The organism is Streptococcus parapneumoniae (genome assembly GCF_037076355.1).
Classification (GTDB): domain Bacteria; phylum Bacillota; class Bacilli; order Lactobacillales; family Streptococcaceae; genus Streptococcus; species Streptococcus parapneumoniae.
Window position 1 is genome coordinate 1,827,293 of sequence record NZ_AP026968.1, and the last position, 17,289, is coordinate 1,844,581.

Sequence of the window (17,289 nt, forward strand, 5' to 3'; positions counted from 1 at the left end):
ATTCACTAGCACAGGGCAAGAGGGAGTCGCTATTGATTTCAACGGTAGCAGGTACACACAGAGGACGCCTAACTCAGATATACTGCAATATCCATCGTATGCAAAAAAACCTCTGAGATTGTTCTCAAAGGTTCTGATTTTGCTAATTGCTGTTCTCAACCGCTGCAGTAATAAAGGCAGTGTAGAGCTCTTCTGGGCGGTTTGGACGGCTTGACAGTTCAGGGTGATACTGACACGCTACAAAGAATTTATTTTCTGGAATTTCCACGATTTCTACCAGACGATTGTCTGGAGACACTCCTGAGAAGACAAAGCCTGCTGCCTCAAACTGCTCACGGAAGGCATTGTTAAACTCATAACGGTGACGGTGACGGCGTTGCACCACTTCTTGATTGTGATAAGCAGTTGCTGCCTTAGAGCCACGTTTCAACTTAGACGGATAAAGTCCCAAGCGAAGGGTTCCCCCCATATCCTCAACATCAATCTGATCACGCATGATATCAATGATAGGGTATTTTGTTTCTGGTGCAAGCTCTGCAGAATTGGCACCTTCAAGACCCAAAACGTGACGAGCAAACTCGATACAAGTCAACTGCATTCCCAAGCAGACTCCCAACATTGGAACATCATTCTCACGCGCATAGCGGATAGCTTGGATTTTCCCTTCAGTACCACGTTGACCAAAACCTCCTGGTACAATGATTCCGTCCGCATCAGACAAGAGCTCTGCCACATTCTCTGCTGTCACATCATTGGCATTGATCCAATTGATTTTAACTTCTGCGTCGTTGGCATAACCAGAGTGTTTCAAGGCTTCAACCACAGAAATGTAGGCATCTTGCAATTCAACATACTTACCGACAAGGGAAATTTTAACTTGTTTCTTGAGGTTCATGACCTTGTCCACCATAGCTGACCACTCTGTCATATCTGCTACTGGTGCGTCTAATTTCAAATGGTCACAGACAATCTGGTCCATACCTTGTGCCTGCAAATTCAACGGAATTTGGTAAAGATGTTCAACGTCTAAAGACTCGATAACGGCTTCTGGTGCCACATCACAGAACTGGGCCAGTTTGTTTTTAATTCCTTGACCAGCTGGCTCTTCTGTACGAATAACCAACATATTTGGTTGGATTCCCAATCCACGCAATTCTTTTACAGAGTGTTGAGTTGGTTTGGTTTTCATTTCACCAGCTGCCTTGAGATATGGAAGCAAAGTTGTATGAATGTACATGACATTATCTGCACCCACATCTGCCTTCATCTGACGAAGGGCCTCTAGGAATGGCAAGGACTCGATATCCCCAACAGTTCCACCGACCTCTGTGATAATGACATCAGAGTCAGTCGTTAGAGCGGCACGCTTGATTTTTTCTTTCAAAGCATCTGTGATATGAGGAATGACTTGAACAGTTGCCCCAAGGTATTCTCCACGGCGTTCTTTACGAAGAACTTCACTGTAAATTTTACCAGTTGTCACGTTGGAATATTTGTTGAGATTGATATCGATGAAGCGTTCATAGTGACCCAAGTCCAAATCTGTCTCAGCTCCGTCATCTGTCACAAAAACTTCCCCGTGCTGGTAAGGGCTCATAGTTCCCGGATCGATATTGATATAAGGATCAAACTTTTGAATGGTTACTTTGAGACCACGATTTTTCAAGAGACGACCCAGACTCGCTGCCACAATCCCTTTCCCAATAGACGATACCACACCACCAGTTACAAAAATATATTTCGTAGACATAGATTCCTCTTTCTAAAATCCTCAAGGTCTTGTTAACTACGAGGGGACATAGAAAACAAGACCCTACTAATAAGAATAATCTGGGACGACTGCACCAGATTCACAACTAAAATACAAGAAGATAACTTCTTGAAAAAACAAAAATAGCTCCCTAAGAACTAGGGAGCCCCGACCTCTAAAAGAGGTGCCCGAACAATATGATACCTAAAAATAGGATAATTGTCAATAGCTAACTTTTATTCCTCGCTGGTTTCAGCATCATCATCTGAAAACTCGTCGTCGTCTTCGTTGAGATCCACGTCTTCACCCAAGTCATCTGGGGCGATTTCGTTGATTTCTGCATCATAAGCTTCCACTTCATTTTTCTCATCATCTGGATTTTCATCATCATATGAAAGAGCTGGATCTGCTTCGTATGCATCTTCGTCTTCTGGATCATCTGCATTGTAGTCAATAGCATCTGAATCGCCATCCATGAAGGCATTGACACGTTTTTTCTTAGCTTTTGGTGCTACTTCATCGTCGTCATTTTCTTCAAGAGCGATGATTTCTTCGTCGATTTCGTCCACACCATACCATGAACGAAGCCCCCATTTGTTGTCTCCAAGTGAGATGAAGCTACCGTCAAAGTTCAACTCTGTGTAGAACAAAGGCAAGGCTTCGCGGATATCGCTGTTTGATGTTCCAAGGTAGTTTTGAATTTCGTTTACAAGATCGCTAAAATGCATCTCATGGTCGCGACCACGAAGTTCCAAGATAGCACGCGCTACCTCAATCATAGATAGTTCACTTTTTTCTTGCCCAGCAAATACTTCTAATTCCAAAGCGTTTCTCCTCATTTATACTACTATCGCCAGAGCGAACAGACTCTGACCTCATTTTATCATTTACTCTTTATTTTACGATAATTTTACGGAATAGTCAAAGGTTAAGGGGGAGAAAGTGGCAGGATTAGACTAATTTCAATACAAAACTCCTTCCTTTTTCTGTTGTTCCATCTTCCACAAATCCAAGCGACTTGAAACACCTCCTAGAAGCATGATTGTAGGTGTAGATTTCCTTGACTTTCAATTCTTTCCATCCTTTTACTCGAGCCAATTCAATCAAAGTACTTAGAACCTTTTTCCCAATCCCTCGATGTTGGTAAGCGGGATTCCCAATCACAATGGGGAGATTATCCTGAGATAGTGTAACATCCCCAATTGGAAACCATTCTCCCTTCTCCTTGACTTCAATCCAAAAAAGCTCACCATGCTGATCCAAATAGGAATACATGGCTTCCAAAGTTTCTTGACTATAAGGTCTCTTCACACCATCTACGAGGTGAACCAAGTTCACATCCTGATACCAAGCAAAAGCTTCTTCACAATGATTGACCTTATCATAAGGAACAAGACGCAGTGAATTATCTATTTGTAGGGTCTGTTTCATCTGCTTTCCTTTTCAACAAAAGAGTTGCTGCTTGATTAAAACCATCACACCAGTTATACCATTTTGCTTCATACTCATCTTGAGGTATGATATGATTTTTTAAATCCAGAACAGAGTAGATTTTTCTTTCTTCGCAGGCTTTCGCATAGAGATGATATAGTTCATCACCACCATCTCTATCCCACTCAGCAGAAATCGTATCCCGACCTGCCAATAAAGCCTGATAAGCCCTGTGATGTCCATCTGTAATCAACAAGCAATTTCCAAAGGCAAGAATACTGATCGGATCGACTTGGATTGTTTCTGCCGACTGGTAAAGCATCTGGATGCCTGCTAGTTTCTTTTCTGATAAGTATAGTTGAGTCGGATGGAGAGCTTTTATGTTGACTTTCATTTCTTTCTCCTCAAGAGAATTTGATATTCACTTCTGCTTACCTTTAAATCGCCATTGGAAGCGGAGCTTGTCATAAAAGGGAAATTCAATAAACAGGACTCCCAAACCCACACAGAGACTGGCAAGGACATCTGATGGATAATGAACTCCCACCCAAAAAGAGACAATAGTTCATACTACTATTACTCTATTTTCATTGCTCTCACAATCGCTAAGGCAGTCAATACAAAAATAAAAAGTGGAAGCACTGTGATTTTTAGGTTTGTAGCACTCGCTAAGGCAACGATGATCATGCTAAGAATTCCTGGTACAACAACATTGAATACTCCAAGCACTGACTGGATGGTTCCCATGACTTCTTCTGGAACCATCGAGAATACAAGGTTGAAAATCCGAGGCCCCATCATTCCTACTGCAACTGCGCATAAGAAGACAACTACCAATAAAAGGAGGAAATGATTGGTCAACCAAGAAAAGAGAATACAGAGATGCATAATTTCTTCAAAGTAGACAATCATTTTTATGGGAATATTTTTTAGGATACCTCCACTCAAAAAACTTCCCACAATCGTTCCTGAAAAAATAACCACTGACAATGCTGCAATGGATTTCCCAGTGTCAAAGAAGATAAATGGATGATGGATTAACATCAAGGTCGTTAAAGGGGTAATAATGCTTAAAATCACTTGGTTCATAGCTGCAATGAATATTAATTTGATAATTGCTGGAAAACTTGACAATATCTTCATTGAATGGAGGAAATGCTCTCCAAAAGATTTTGCGGTTAATCTTTTACTAACCTCCATCTGTCCCTCAATATCTCTCAAAGAAGTACGAATAAACACCACACCCAACAGTGCAAAAAGAAAGGTCAAAGCATTCAAACCTACAAACATCTTAAGACTGATAACCCCAATCAAAACTCCACCTATAAGGTTGCTGAGAATATTAACTACGCCAGCAGTTGCCTGTCTAAACCCCATAGCATCTGTCATATCATCTCCGATAATCCTCACATACAAAGGAGAAATCATAGCACCTGCAAAATAACTCATGGTATCTGATAAAAGATTGATTCCGCAAATAAGGAGAACCATCCCCATAGAGAAGTTCTTATCCGCTACAAACAGTGTCAATAGAGTATAAAGCAGAAACTTACTTGCCAATATAGCAATATATTTTGCAACACGATTTTTTTGAAAATCGGCAATAACACCTGTGAACAACTGAGAAATCTGTGGCAAAGTCTCCGAAACTGTTATACAAAGAACAGCTAATGAAGCAAATTTATATTCCGATACATACGAAATAAAGGAAATATAAAACAGCGTATCACCAAATGACGAAACCCATTGATTAATCAGCAACATTCGATAACTTTTATTAGTCAAAAAAGTATTCATTGGTTTGCCTCCTTCTTCAGTTCAAAAGGAAATTGAAATCCTAACAGTGCCCAATATATTCCCAAAGTTCCAATACCAAAATCAAAATAATCGTAATTTCGATTCTCACTTTGAAAAACAAGAAGTTCATCATACTTTCTAAAAGACTTAGTAAGAAGCAACTGAACTATATCATTCTTATCTTTATATCCAAATACATACGCATAAGTTTGTAACAGACTAGCAATGCCATGGCAATAACATGTTTCCATACTCAGGTGGTGGTTAAGAATCACCACTCTAGCCTCCGAAATTAACTTGGAGTATTTTAGAGGTTCGACCAAACAAAGATATAGAATCAATCCTGATAGTCCATCACACCAAGATAGCTCTAAATTATTATAGCTATTTTTATTTTTCAAAATTTCTTGTGACAATATTTTTGCAATTTCTTCTGTAAAAATACTTATTATGGAATCATATTTCTTACTATCAAATAAAATTTTATATTCATTCAAAACATATGCTATTCCTGCTTTTCCATGAGCAAAACTATAATCAAACAAGGAATTATATTGTGAAAAATCCTTACCGATTTCCTCTTCAAGTTCAGAAATTGCAGTATGGATAAATTCTTCGAGATAGGCGGTTTCTTCCAACTCATAATACCTCATAAGAGATAGCAAAACACCTGCCTTTCCTAAAACAAAATCCTGCTTACCAATGTTGTCATAATCTAACAATATCTCATTTACTAGACTAGTAGCTTTATTTTTATAAAAAATATCACCTGTTCTTTCAAACAATAATATTAAAGCCCATAAAAATCCTGACACACCAAAATACAATGAATTTTGATACAGATAACTCTTGCTACCTCTTGTTATTTCTATCTTTTGAACCCATTGCTTAACTAACTTCAGTTCAGAAGACGATAAACATTGAGTAACAAATATTATATAACCAGACAGTCCGTGCTGAAAAGATATCGGGTTAACAAATTCTCCAAATTCATTTGAAGGTAAAAGACGACCTGTGCTATCAATATTTTGTGATAAAATAAAATGTGCTACTTTCTCAGATTCCTTTTTAAAATCATAACAACTAACATTAAAATCCACCTCTGACATATCAATATTCAAAATTTCAATTTCATTAATTTTCTTTATTATATTAGTAGATTCTTTCGCTTCACTTAAATTCAACAGATAAATCAACCAGTAATACACACTCTCTGATATATATTCCATATTTTTAGCGATTCGTAACGCTTGTTTTATTTTATCAATACAACTAATATCGTATAGATTGTCTCCCGACGAAAAAACTAATGTTCTACCAACCAAAATAGCAAAACTAGTCATGGCTACAGCAAAATAATCTTGATTAATCGAACTCTCAGATAGGTCATTATCTGGATTTACCATAAAAGGGGTTTTTACATATCGTCGTACATCTTTTATCAGAGATACATTCTCTAAATCTATTAAAAATATAGAACCATCTTCTCTATAAATAAAATTTGTAGGCGATAAGTCTACAATCTTATATCCTAAACTATGAATAGAATTAACAATTGATATTAAATTATCTATTAATTTTAATTTTGTTCTATAAGAAAACCTTTCTTCCCCAATTAAATCAAAATAACTATATCCTTCAATAAAACTTTGAACAACAAAATAGTCTCCATCAACTTCAAACTCATCTATAAAGTTTGCCGTATAAAGCTGAGAATCTAATGTCTTCAACATATTAACTTCATTTTTTATCTCATCGATAGCAAAATGCTTCCCCTCAACATCGTTGCTGACAAAAGGGCGCACTTGTTTCATAATAACTTTTTCCCCAGTATCTTTCTTTTTAGCTCTATATACATTCCCTCTGTTAGATTTTTTTAATATTATTTCAAATTTATAGTTATTTATTAAATGATTCTCAGGTATTTTCCCTATCTCTCCAAATAACTCCTGCTTCTCTTCTGGAGTAAAAAGATCCTCCTTCCAATCAGGTATCACAGGAAAATTTTTACGAACATCTTCTACCCAATTCCCCTCCTCGTTTTTCAACAAATAAATAATTTTGTGATTTTTTTCATCATATTCTTGTATTTTTTTAAATGAACCAAATCTATAGTGCAGTGGTGAATATTTTCCACATTGAAAATCAGACAATATTCTTGGAGAAAAATATATAGCAAGTTTCTCACGTAACGCTAATATTATTTCACGAGCTTGCTTGTCATTTGCAGGATAAATTGCCATAAATTTATTGGCTATAGGTGACGTTTCTCGTGGAGAGTTAATCTTTTTTAAACTTTCAATATCCTTAACAACTTTAAATGAACATTCAATTTCGCGTAAAAAAGATGCTACTAGTGTAAAGATACTAACCGCATCTTTCATTTGTGAACTTATGTGAATTTTCCATCCCGAATCTGATAAATTCTTATTATAGCTAAAATAAACCCAGTCAGAAGAAACATACTTAACTTTAGAATCAAATTGTTGTATTGAATTCTCAAGAACATCCATTAATTACTCCTCGTATATAAAGAAGGAGAAGTAGACTAACCCACCTCTCCTATATAATTAAACTATCTTAAACTATCTTAAACTATCTTAAACTATCTTAAACTTTCGTAAATAATCTACAATTGATTAAATACATGAAAGCACCTGTTAAACGTGAACTTCTTAAAAATGAACTGTCAAACTATAAAGAATTATGAAATATTTTATATGCAGACATCAACATTTCAATAAGAAGAGGTTCTAAAAGCATTTAAGACTAACCGACTGTAACCGAGCATGTAAAGTCACATAATCTTTCTACTTGCGTAGGAAGAGGTGCAACTGGTAACATCTCAAGATTTGACAATGTTTCCATGGTAATTCTCCTAATTTTATTTAGAATTCTTTTTCCGGAAAGGAAAATTCTATAAAGCCTTTATAAATATAGTTAAAAAGTTTTTTAGATAAATCTCACAAGCAAAACTTCAACATCCAGATAAATGAAGTCTCAATACACTAATACAACACTTAAGGGCTAAATCCTCCATCAGAATCTGATTTATTTTTGAAAGTAAAACTCAATCCTGTTTATGAAGCGATATATTGGATATCTTTAAAGTGAAATTCCATATGCTGGTCCTGGATCAACTCCTCTAGTTGTTACAGATAAAGAACCACTTAACACATTAAATAGAAATAGAAGCAATAAAGCAATTAATATACATCGCTTGACAACTTGGGATCTTTTCATCTTCTAAACCTCCTTAACTATTGATGGTATTCTAACACATCAATTTTAGTTTGTCAATAGTTTTATATCATTTTCTTATTTTTTTAGAAATATGGATTAAAGTTATCGAAAAATACAAATCTTTTTCTTAATCTTCACTTTCCAATAATTTCATTTCCTTCTCAATTTCCAGCATCATTCTCTGGTTGTCTTCATGCTTGTAAAGCTGGTAAGATACTTGATAAAAACCTAGTATCCTATCCTTTTCAGCAAAGCCCACGCTTATATTTCCCAATAAACAATACAAATCTGCTAATCGATAACTGCTATTATATCTTTTACAAATAGCTATTGTTGCTGTAATCTCTTCTATAGCTTCAGATGTTCGTTCATTCAACCACAAATATCTACAATAGTTATATCGGAATTTAATCATCAGTTCTAATTGTTCCAAATGATGGACAGATAATGACTGGATGTTCTCTTTTAAAAGTTGATAGAGCTCCTGATATGTGTCTTCCTGCCCCATATCAAAATAAAAATTAGCCAAGGTATTTCCCAGTTGTAGATAGTAAAAATCAGATTTTTTCAGAGATAACAGTATTTTTTCCAATTTCGCAACTGCCTCTGTTTGATGATTTAGATAACGGAATTGAACTAACGTATCAATCCAGTCTAAATAAATCTGGTCTTTAGCAGATAAACGAGCACGTTTAGATTTTTCAAGTTCATAAATGTATTTGAGAGATTCATATTCCCTCTCATCCAAAAACTTCTTAGATAGTTCTTTAAACTTGTCAATATTTTCTAAACTAGAAACCTCAGTCTCTTCAAAGAAATAATTCATACTCACCTTCAATCGCTTAGATAGCTGAAAGAGTAATTCTGACCCGGGTGAGTATTTACCTTGCTCCATACGGCTAATCTGTCCTTGCTCACAAATCCCCTCAGCCAATTCCTTTTGAGATAATTTTAATTCCTTTCTCTTATTTTTTAAGCGTGTCGCTAACAACATATCCACACTTTCTTCCTCCTTGCTTTATGTATTAAAGTATATCAAGTTCCAAAACATGTTTCAAGTATATATTTTATGTTCTTCTGTTTGTATTTATATAATCTTTTATCTTTTTCATCACTTCTGCTTGCCTTTAAATCGCCATTGGAAGCGGAGCTTGTCATAGAAGGGAAATTCGATAAACAGGACTCCCAAACCCAGACAGAGACTGGCAAGAACGTCTGATGGATAATGAACTCCCAGATAGACCCTTGATACCAGCACACTGACTAGGTAGAGGCCTAGCACGATTTGTACAATTTTTCTCCAGACCGGATTTTTCATCCGTTGACTGAGAATGACAATCAGAGAACCGACCATCAAAGTTACAGCCAGAGAATGCCCACTTGGAAAGGAAAATCCCTTCTCCTCAACCAAGTGTAAAATAGCTGGTCGTGGGCGCTGGTAGATGTTTTTAAAAGTCACGATTAAAAGACCCGCTAAAGCCAAATTCCCCAGCATAAAGAAACTTTCTATCTTCCATTTCTTACGATAAAAGATAAAAGCTACCAGCATAACCCAAGTGATAATTACTGGGATATCAATCAAGCGTGTGATGGCTCGGAAAAGAATAGTCAAGTAATCTGGCAAGTCTCCTCGAACAACAGTCTGTATCGGTTGGTCAAAACCGACCAGCGTGTCAGGGTAAAATTTGACCATGTAGCCAAGAATAACGAAAAGTAAAAGGGCAAAACTGCCCTTCATTAAAAATGTTTGTTTATCTCTCATAATGTTTTAAGGTTGGTTTCAAGAGAACATACAACAACCAGAATGAAACGGCAAAGATTACACCCTCAATCAAGTTAAAAGGTAATACCATGGTCATTAGGTAGTTGGAAAGTCCCAAAATTTTTCCAATATCAAAGTTAGCAAACTTAGCGTACAAAGGAACAGCATAAACATAGTTGAGAACCAACATTGCCACGGTTAAACCAATAGTCCCAGCTAGAGAGCCTAGCAGGAAACGAAGAGTTGTCCGTTCCTTTTTCCAAATCAAAGCAAATACGATGACAAAAACTCCCAAAGCTACGATATTCATTGGCAAACCAATGTAAGTATTCACTCCCTGGCTGTTAAGAAGCAGTTTCAAGAGTGAGCGAAGCAAGAGAACTCCTAGAGCAGCAGGCAAATCCATGACCACCAGACCCACAAGGACTGGCAAGATACTAAATTCGATCTTGAGGAAGGATGCCGCTGGCAAGAGCGGAAAGTCAAAGTACATCAGCACAAATGAGATGGCTGATAGAATTGCAATGGTCGAAAGTCGACGTGTGTTTGTCATAACAGGTTCCTCCAATTTTCTATAAAATCAGAAGAAGTTAGAAAGGATTCCTCTATCTATTCTCACTTTTTATATCCCAAATCTTCCCTCTCACTCTATTAAGAAAATTCAAGCAAGCGGTTACAGTTTAGCTATAAATCTATCAGAACAGACAAAGCCATTCTTTCGTCTTCTCCCATCCAGACTATACTGTCGGTTGTGGAATCTCACCACATCAGCTTGCGCTCGCGGACTTATTTGGCTAAGATATTTTAGATTTATCTAGGCGTCGCAGTCGAAGATAATACTTAAAGTATATCGAGACAAGACAACGACGAGAAAGCTAAAATAGATAGTCAAATTTACCGCCGGTCGGGAATTTCACCCTGCCCTGAAGACTCTTTTATCATAACAAAAAACGCTTGCAAGCGCAAGCATTTTGTTCATTTTCATTTTCATTTTTTATTTCAATTTATCCACTTCATAGGTATGAACGAGCTCAAGACCTGCAAAGTTCTGCTGGCGGAGGGCTTCGTAGACAATCATGCAGACGGTATTAGACACATTGAGACTACGGACATGTTCATCATTCATGGGAATACGGAGAGCCTTTTCAGGATGTTCTCGCATAAAGTCCTCCGGCAAGCCCTTGTCTTCACGTCCAAATAGAAAATAATGGTCCTCGTCAGTCGATAAATCCACATCAGAATACACTTTCTCAGCAAATTTTGAGATCAGATAGAGTTTGCCCTTCATCTGAGACATGAAATCCTCCAAACTCTCGTAAAAATAAATCTCTAGTTTATCCCAGTAATCCAATCCAGCTCGCTTCATCTTGCGGTCATCAATAGGAAAGCCCATAGGCTTGATGATGTGGAGGGGAGAATTGGTCGCAGCGCAAGTACGCGCGATATTGCCTGTATTTTGTGGAATTTGAGGTTCAAATAATACAATGTGATTTGTCATGACTTGCTTCCTTTCACCATTGCAAAAAAATAGCCACACTGCCCGGAGTCAAGCTCAGCAAACAGCGTGGTTAAGGCATCGTTAACTTACCTCACAACAGGTTTGAAGTAAATCAGCGAAACTACTTTCTTAGTATAACACTTTCAGAATCATTGTCAATAGAAACGACTTGATTTTTTCAATTTTTTCAAGCTATTTCCAAGGGTTGTAAAATCGTCCCTGATTCTGCAAGATAAGTAGTAAACTAGCTACTAAAAACAAGGCTGCCAAGAGCAAGGTAAGATAGTCTCCTTTTTTCAAGGCCTGATAACTATACCAAGTGCGTTTTTTCTCTTTCCCAAAGCGACGAAGCTCCATGGCGGTCGCGATAGTATCAATGCGTTCTAGCGAGCTAAAAATCAAGGGCGTAATAATGCGCAGATTGCCTTTGATTCGTTTCATAAGAGAAGCTTTCTTGGATAATTCCATCCCACGCGCTTCCTGAGACATCTTGATAGTAAAGAATTCTTCCTGCAAATCTGGAATATAGCGCAAGGTCAGGCTGACAGAATAGGCAATCTTATAGGACACACCGATTTAATTTAAACTGGAAGCAAACTGACTAGGGTGGGTTGTCATCAAAAAAATAATAGCCAGAGGAATGGTACAAAGGTACTTAATAGCCAAATTTAGCAGATAAAAGAGCTCTTGGCTGGTCAGAGTGTAGGCACCGATTCCCTGCCAAATCACACTTCTCTCTCCGTAAAGTCCAACCCCATACTCGGGAGAAAAGAGATAGACCATCAAGACGTTTAAAACGGCAAATACCGTCGCAAAAACTGCCACAAAAGAAACATCTTTGAAGCGGATCTCTGACAAATAGAGGAGAAAGACCGAAAAGATGGCAATCAGAACAAGCAGTCTGGTATCATAGCTAATCATGGCCGCCAATGACACGAGGATGAAAAAAAGGAGTTTAGCAGCTCCTGACAAGCGATGAATCACAGTATCTCTATGCTGGTAACCAATTAATTTAGCTTGCATCCTTCTCTCCTTTCTTTGTAAAATGCCGTTAAAGCAAGTGGATCCACGTCTAGTTTCTTGGCCAAGTTAAAGATAGAGGTTTCTTTTAGATTGGCTTTTACTAACAGCTCAGGATTGCTCAAGAGACTAGCTGGATCGGTATCGGCAATCAATTCCCCATCCACCATGACAAGGGCCCGATCTGAATAATCCAGCATCAATTGCATATCATGCGTAATCATGACAATGGTATGACCTTTTTGATGCAGTTCTTCAAGAAATTCCATAATCTCAGTATAGTTCTTCTGGTCTTGACCAGCAGTCGGTTCATCTAAGAGGATAATTTCAGCTCCTAAGACCAAAATTGAAGCAATGGTGACACGTTTTTTCTGACCAAATGACAGAGCAGAAATGGGCCAATTACGGAATTCATATAGACCACATATTTTCAAGGTTTCATAGACTTTCGTTTCAATTTCCTGCTCGTCCACACCTCGCAAACGAAGTCCCAGAGCCACCTCGTCAAAAATCATATTGGTTGAAATCATTTGATTAGGATTTTGCAGCACATAGCCTACTCGTTCCGCCCGCTCTGTAACAGAATCTCCTTTTATATCCTGCTCTTCCCAAAGATAGCGGCCTTCCGTCTGGATAAAGCTACTTAAGGCCTTGGCAAGGGTTGATTTCCCAGCCCCATTTTTCCCGACAATGGCAATCTTTTCGCCTTTTTTGATGTTCAGATGAAGAGATTTTAAAATCGGTCTATCATCATAAGAAAAAGACACGTCCTCTAATCTAAAGAGCGACTGTAAATCTGGGGTTTCTTTTGCCAATTCCGTCTGTAACTGAACCTGACCTTTTGAGATGGACAAGTTATCCAGATCTGCTAATTGTTCTTCCTTCTTTAAATCCACACCCAATTGACGGAGAGTCGTTAGATAAAGAGGTTCTCGAATTCCATTTTGTGTCAATAAATCAGTCGCCAGTAGCTGGTCAGGGCTCCCATTAAAGAGGATACGACCATCGTTTATCAAGACAATCCGATCGACAGGGCGATGCAGAACATCCTCCAAACGGTGCTCAATAATAAGGGTCGTCGTCCCCTCCTCCTTATGAATCTGGTCAATCAATTCGATAATATCCTGACCTGACTTGGGATCCAGATTGGCGAGCGGCTCATCAAACAAAAGAATCGGACTTTCATCAATCAAGACACCAGCCAGACTGACCCGCTGCTTTTGTCCACCTGACAAATCCTGGGGACGCTGATTCAGTAAAGGAAGAAGGTCCAGCTTTTCAGCCCATTTATGAACACGGCTTTTCATCTCTTCTAGTCCTGTTACATCATTTTCCAGAGCAAAAGCCAAGTCCTCTGCCACAGACAGGCCGATAAACTGCCCATCTGTATCCTGCAAAACTGTACTGACTAAATGAGATTTATCGTAGATGCTCATATCAAAGGCCGCTTGCCCCTTAATCAAAAATTCTCCAGACATCTGACCCTTGTAAATATTTGGAATGATTCCATTTAAACACTGACCCAAGGTAGATTTACCTGATCCAGATGGGCCAACAATTAAGACTTTCTCTCCCTTGTAAATGGTCAAATTCATCCCTTGCAAGGTCGGTTCTTGTTGTGTTTCATACCGGAAAGAGAAATCCTTCCACTCAATTATAGCTTCTTTCATCTTACTCTCTTCATTCGCTTCTTAGACTTCTATTTTATCATAAATCGAACCCTTCTTGCAGTCTCTTCTCTTAAAATCTTAGCACCAAAAAGAGTCCTATCCTAGCTTACTTGCCTAACTAATCTATAAACATCGAAAAAGACTGGTTGCCCAGCCTTCTCCATCATTTTAGTCCTTTTTCAAACTTCCTGCACGAGTTTGAGTTCCTGCATAGGCAAGTAAGAGAAGAGTTCCTGCAATAGCTACAGATACACCATTAGCAATTCCCGCAACAATCCCTTGGGCAAATACTTTTTCTGCGGCTTCTTGATAAATCACAACATCTCCAAGTGGTGCCAAGACACCCCAAACAAGAGCATTTGCAAGTAGTTGAATGAGGTTAAAAATAAGAATATCTTTCCAGTCAAAGACACCATTGATCACGCGAACATACTTTCTAAATAGCCCCACAGCTAGACCAAAGAGACCACTAGCAATAATCCAAGTCCACCAAAGGCCGTAGCCAGCGAGAGAGTCCTTCACTGCATGACCAATTAAACCAACAAGTAATCCCACTAGAGGGCCAAAAATGATAGACAAGAGGCTCTGTACCGCATACTGAAGCTGGATGCTTGTATTTGGAACAGGTGTCGGAATGCTGATCATTCCGATGACAACAAAGAGCGCAGCTCCAACACCGATAGCAACAACTTGTTTAATTGATTGATTTTTCATCTATATTCTCCTATTTTATGATTCTATTTTCTTTATTTCAATGGTCCAAGATGAACCGACACCCACATTATAGGCCTTGGCAAAGGAACCTTGGTTGATAGCCAGACCTAAACGATAGAGAGAATTGATGTAAAGGATGGGTTGCCCAATTCTCACATCTGCAAATGATTTGCCATAAACAACCTGATTTTGATAGACCAGCATATCAGCATGATAGATGGTCACTTCAAAACGGTCACCAAATTCTGGTTCCAACTTGTAAAATTCTTCTCGTGTGATAGAGGTCCAAAGCGAGCCGAAACGCACATCCAGAATATCAATAGCTCCCCTTACCAGATGATCTTCAATGATTGTCTCTACGACTGGAAGCTCCACAATCTGATCCACACTGAGCTCTGGCCCCACTTCCTCAAAAGTAATGTGACCGCTGGCTAGTTTAGCACCAGTATAAGCATAAACATCACGACCGTGGAAGGTATAAGAATGCTCTGTATTTTGACGTCTATTGGCCACCTCAGAAATCTCACGAATGGCTACAATGCCAACGTGTTTCTTGATAAAAGAAAGCGTTCCATTGTCTGGCGTGACAATGTATTGATTTTTTGCAGTCTTGGCAACTACACTCTTACGTTTCGAGCCGACACCTGGATCGACCACCGATACAAATGTCGTTCCCTCAGGCCAGTAATCCACCGTCTGAAAGAGACGGTAACTCCCCTCAAAAATATTATAAGGCGTGATATCGTGCGTCAAGTGATGAATTTTTAAGGTTGGAGATTCTTCTAAAGCCACTCCAATCATAGCCGATACCGCACCATCAACCAGACCAAAGTCTGATTGTAATACCAGTAAATTATTATTCATTTTATCTCCTTGTATATCCTTTATCATACCATATTTCAGAGAAAGGTGCTAATAGCTATTTCAATTGATTAGGGTATAGTTTTACCTTATAGCAAATTTCCTACTAAAAGCTCTTGTTATTAGCTAGTAGGTGCATTTTTTCTTGAAAAAAGGTATGATAGTTACATCATGAAAAAGTAGGTTTTATTATGAAAATTATCCTTGTCGGAGGGGGAAAAGTTGGTTTTGCCCTCTGTCGCTCCTTGGTTGCAGAAAAGCATGATGTTTTGCTGATTGAGCAAGACGAAGCTGTTCTCAATCATATTGTTAATCGCTTTGATATCATGGGTATCCTTGGTAACGGGGCTGATTTTACCATCCTTGAGCAAGCCAGTGTCCAGGATTGTGATATCTTTATCGCCCTGACTGAATATGATGAAGTGAACATGATTGCAGCCGTTCTAGCCAAAAAAATGGGAGCTAAAGAGACCATCGTTCGGGTGCGGAACCCTGAATATTCTAACTCTTATTTCAAGGAAAAGAATATTCTCGGTTTTTCTCTTATCGTTAACCCTGAGCTCTTGGCTGCCCGCGCTATCGCGAATATCATTGACTTCCCCAATGCCCTCTCTGTCGAACGTTTCTTTGGTGGACGGGTCAGCTTGATGGAATTCACTGTTAAATCCTCCAGTGGTCTTTGCCAAATGCCCATTTCTGATTTTCGGAAAAAATTTGGCAATGTCATTGTCTGTGCGATAGAGAGGGATCATCAAATTATCATTCCAAGCGGTGACATGACTGTACAGGATAAGGATAGAATCTTTGTCACTGGTAACCGTGTTGACATGATGCTCTTCCATAATTATTTCAAGTCTCGTGCCGTGAAGAGCCTTCTCATCATCGGTGCAGGTAGAATTGCCTATTATCTACTTGGTATTCTCAAAGACAGTCGTATCGATACCAAGGTCATTGAAATCAATCCCGAAATCGCTAGCTTCTTTAGCGAGAAATTTCCAAATCTTCATATCGTCCAAGGAGATGGTACTGCAAAAGATATCCTGCTAGAAGAAAGTGCTCAACACTATGATGCCGTTGCGACTCTAACAGGAGTCGATGAGGAAAATCTGATTACTTCGATGTTCCTTGACAGGGTAGGTGTACAGAAAAATATTACCAAGGTCAATCGTACCAGTCTCCTCGAAATTATCAATGCGCCTGATTTTTCAAGTATCATCACACCTAAAAGTATCGCTGTAGATACGATTATGCACTTTATTCGTGGTCGTGTTAATGCCCAGTATTCAGACCTTCAAGCCATGCACCATCTAGCCAATGGCCAAATCGAAACCCTGCAATTCCATATCAAGGAAGCCAATAAAATGACTGCCAAACCTCTTTCTCAACTCAAACTGAAAAAAGGGGTTCTCATAGCAGCCATCATTCGAAAGGGCAAGACTATTTTCCCAACTGGGGAGGATATGCTGGAAGTTGGAGACAAGCTCCTAGTAACAACCTTGTTACCAAACATCACCAAGATTTATGACTTGATCGCGAGGTAAGA

The 17,289-nt window shown here is 38.5% G+C and carries 15 protein-coding genes, 2 pseudogenes and 1 riboswitch; of the genes and pseudogenes, 1 reads left to right on the plus strand and 16 read right to left on the minus strand.

Translation table 11 applies throughout. The annotated features are described in order from the left end of the window. Nucleotides 1-142: 142 nt before the first annotated feature. From SP4011_RS09255 to SP4011_RS09330, 16 genes and pseudogenes are all read right to left on the minus strand, one after another. Entirely contained in the window at nt 143-1,750 is a 1,608-nt protein-coding gene (locus SP4011_RS09255) for a CTP synthase (RefSeq protein WP_338618950.1), read from the minus strand. Between the two features lie 236 nt (nt 1,751-1,986). Further along, nucleotides 1,987-2,574, minus strand: coding sequence for a DNA-directed RNA polymerase subunit delta (gene rpoE, locus SP4011_RS09260; protein WP_000418402.1), 588 nt, complete (start codon nt 2,572-2,574; stop codon nt 1,987-1,989). 127 nt (nt 2,575-2,701) lie between these two features. After that, nucleotides 2,702-3,151, minus strand: coding sequence for a GNAT family N-acetyltransferase (locus SP4011_RS09265; RefSeq protein ID WP_338620421.1), 450 nt, complete (start codon nt 3,149-3,151; stop codon nt 2,702-2,704). Between the two features lie 4 nt (nt 3,152-3,155). Next, entirely contained in the window at nt 3,156-3,575 is a 420-nt protein-coding gene (locus SP4011_RS09270) for a chromosome partitioning protein ParB (protein WP_338618953.1), read from the minus strand. Nucleotides 3,576-3,602: 27 nt separating this feature from the next. Next, nucleotides 3,603-3,731 (minus strand): annotated as a pseudogene (locus SP4011_RS09275) (phosphatase PAP2 family protein); the annotation flags it as partial. A 26-nt stretch (nt 3,732-3,757) separates the two neighbouring features. Then, complete coding sequence (locus tag SP4011_RS09280) at nt 3,758-4,978, minus strand: MFS transporter (RefSeq protein ID WP_338618955.1); 1,221 nt, start codon at nt 4,976-4,978, stop codon at nt 3,758-3,760. Next, entirely contained in the window at nt 4,975-7,491 is a 2,517-nt protein-coding gene (locus SP4011_RS09285; protein ID WP_338618957.1) for a lanthionine synthetase LanC family protein, read from the minus strand. Before SP4011_RS09285 ends, SP4011_RS09280 begins: the two co-directional genes overlap by 4 nt. A gap of 592 nt (nt 7,492-8,083) precedes the next feature. Continuing rightward, nucleotides 8,084-8,221, minus strand: a complete 138-nt coding sequence (locus SP4011_RS09290; protein ID WP_173307092.1) for a hypothetical protein — start codon at nt 8,219-8,221, stop codon at nt 8,084-8,086. Nucleotides 8,222-8,348: 127 nt separating this feature from the next. Further along, complete coding sequence (locus tag SP4011_RS09295; RefSeq protein WP_078748231.1) at nt 8,349-9,221, minus strand: helix-turn-helix domain-containing protein; 873 nt, start codon at nt 9,219-9,221, stop codon at nt 8,349-8,351. Nucleotides 9,222-9,332: 111 nt separating this feature from the next. After that, complete coding sequence (locus SP4011_RS09300; RefSeq protein ID WP_338618962.1) at nt 9,333-9,983, minus strand: phosphatase PAP2 family protein; 651 nt, start codon at nt 9,981-9,983, stop codon at nt 9,333-9,335. Then, nucleotides 9,973-10,536: an ECF transporter S component gene (locus SP4011_RS09305; protein WP_084861966.1), complete on the minus strand. Its 564-nt coding sequence runs from the start codon at nt 10,534-10,536 to the stop codon at nt 9,973-9,975. The genes SP4011_RS09300 and SP4011_RS09305 overlap by 11 nt, the downstream gene beginning before the upstream one ends. 163 nt (nt 10,537-10,699) lie before the next feature. After that, nucleotides 10,700-10,918, minus strand: a riboswitch (FMN riboswitch). Nucleotides 10,919-10,977: 59 nt separating this feature from the next. After that, nucleotides 10,978-11,481: a tRNA (cytidine(34)-2'-O)-methyltransferase gene (locus tag SP4011_RS09310; RefSeq protein ID WP_000181382.1), complete on the minus strand. Its 504-nt coding sequence runs from the start codon at nt 11,479-11,481 to the stop codon at nt 10,978-10,980. Between the two features lie 192 nt (nt 11,482-11,673). Then, nucleotides 11,674-12,504: pseudogene (locus SP4011_RS09315) on the minus strand (energy-coupling factor transporter transmembrane component T family protein). Beyond that, nucleotides 12,489-14,171 (minus strand): ABC transporter ATP-binding protein, encoded by a 1,683-nt coding sequence (locus tag SP4011_RS09320; RefSeq protein ID WP_173276307.1) that lies wholly within the window; start codon nt 14,169-14,171, stop codon nt 12,489-12,491. The pseudogene SP4011_RS09315 and the gene SP4011_RS09320 overlap by 16 nt, the downstream one beginning before the upstream one ends. 168 nt (nt 14,172-14,339) lie before the next feature. After that, nucleotides 14,340-14,885: an ECF-type riboflavin transporter substrate-binding protein gene (locus tag SP4011_RS09325; protein WP_000795928.1), complete on the minus strand. Its 546-nt coding sequence runs from the start codon at nt 14,883-14,885 to the stop codon at nt 14,340-14,342. Nucleotides 14,886-14,900: 15 nt separating this feature from the next. Then, nucleotides 14,901-15,749, minus strand: coding sequence for an SAM hydrolase/SAM-dependent halogenase family protein (locus SP4011_RS09330; RefSeq protein WP_173276306.1), 849 nt, complete (start codon nt 15,747-15,749; stop codon nt 14,901-14,903). A 188-nt stretch (nt 15,750-15,937) separates the two neighbouring features. Here SP4011_RS09330 and trkA point away from each other — a divergent pair, with 188 nt between their 5' ends. After that, nucleotides 15,938-17,287, plus strand: a complete 1,350-nt coding sequence (gene trkA / locus SP4011_RS09335; protein ID WP_338618968.1) for a Trk system potassium transporter TrkA — start codon at nt 15,938-15,940, stop codon at nt 17,285-17,287. Nucleotides 17,288-17,289: the final 2 nt, after the last annotated feature.

Excerpts from the sequence above, each read along its gene's own strand:
- SP4011_RS09325 (WP_000795928.1), bottom strand. The coding sequence starts at position 14,885 with ATGAAAAATCAATCAATTAAACAAGTTGTTGCTATCGGTGTTGGAGCT.
- SP4011_RS09300 (WP_338618962.1), bottom strand. The coding sequence starts at position 9,983 with ATGAGAGATAAACAAACATTTTTAATGAAGGGCAGTTTTGCCCTTTTA.
- SP4011_RS09285 (WP_338618957.1), bottom strand. The coding sequence starts at position 7,491 with ATGGATGTTCTTGAGAATTCAATACAACAATTTGATTCTAAAGTTAAG.
- SP4011_RS09270 (WP_338618953.1), bottom strand. The coding sequence starts at position 3,575 with ATGAAAGTCAACATAAAAGCTCTCCATCCGACTCAACTATACTTATCA.
- SP4011_RS09330 (WP_173276306.1), bottom strand. The coding sequence starts at position 15,749 with ATGAATAATAATTTACTGGTATTACAATCAGACTTTGGTCTGGTTGAT.
- SP4011_RS09305 (WP_084861966.1), bottom strand. The coding sequence starts at position 10,536 with ATGACAAACACACGTCGACTTTCGACCATTGCAATTCTATCAGCCATC.
- SP4011_RS09320 (WP_173276307.1), bottom strand. The coding sequence starts at position 14,171 with ATGAAAGAAGCTATAATTGAGTGGAAGGATTTCTCTTTCCGGTATGAA.
- SP4011_RS09310 (WP_000181382.1), bottom strand. The coding sequence starts at position 11,481 with ATGACAAATCACATTGTATTATTTGAACCTCAAATTCCACAAAATACA.
- trkA (WP_338618968.1), top strand. The coding sequence starts at position 15,938 with ATGAAAATTATCCTTGTCGGAGGGGGAAAAGTTGGTTTTGCCCTCTGT.
- SP4011_RS09255 (WP_338618950.1), bottom strand. The coding sequence starts at position 1,750 with ATGTCTACGAAATATATTTTTGTAACTGGTGGTGTGGTATCGTCTATT.
- SP4011_RS09290 (WP_173307092.1), bottom strand. The coding sequence starts at position 8,221 with ATGAAAAGATCCCAAGTTGTCAAGCGATGTATATTAATTGCTTTATTG.
- SP4011_RS09280 (WP_338618955.1), bottom strand. The coding sequence starts at position 4,978 with ATGAATACTTTTTTGACTAATAAAAGTTATCGAATGTTGCTGATTAAT.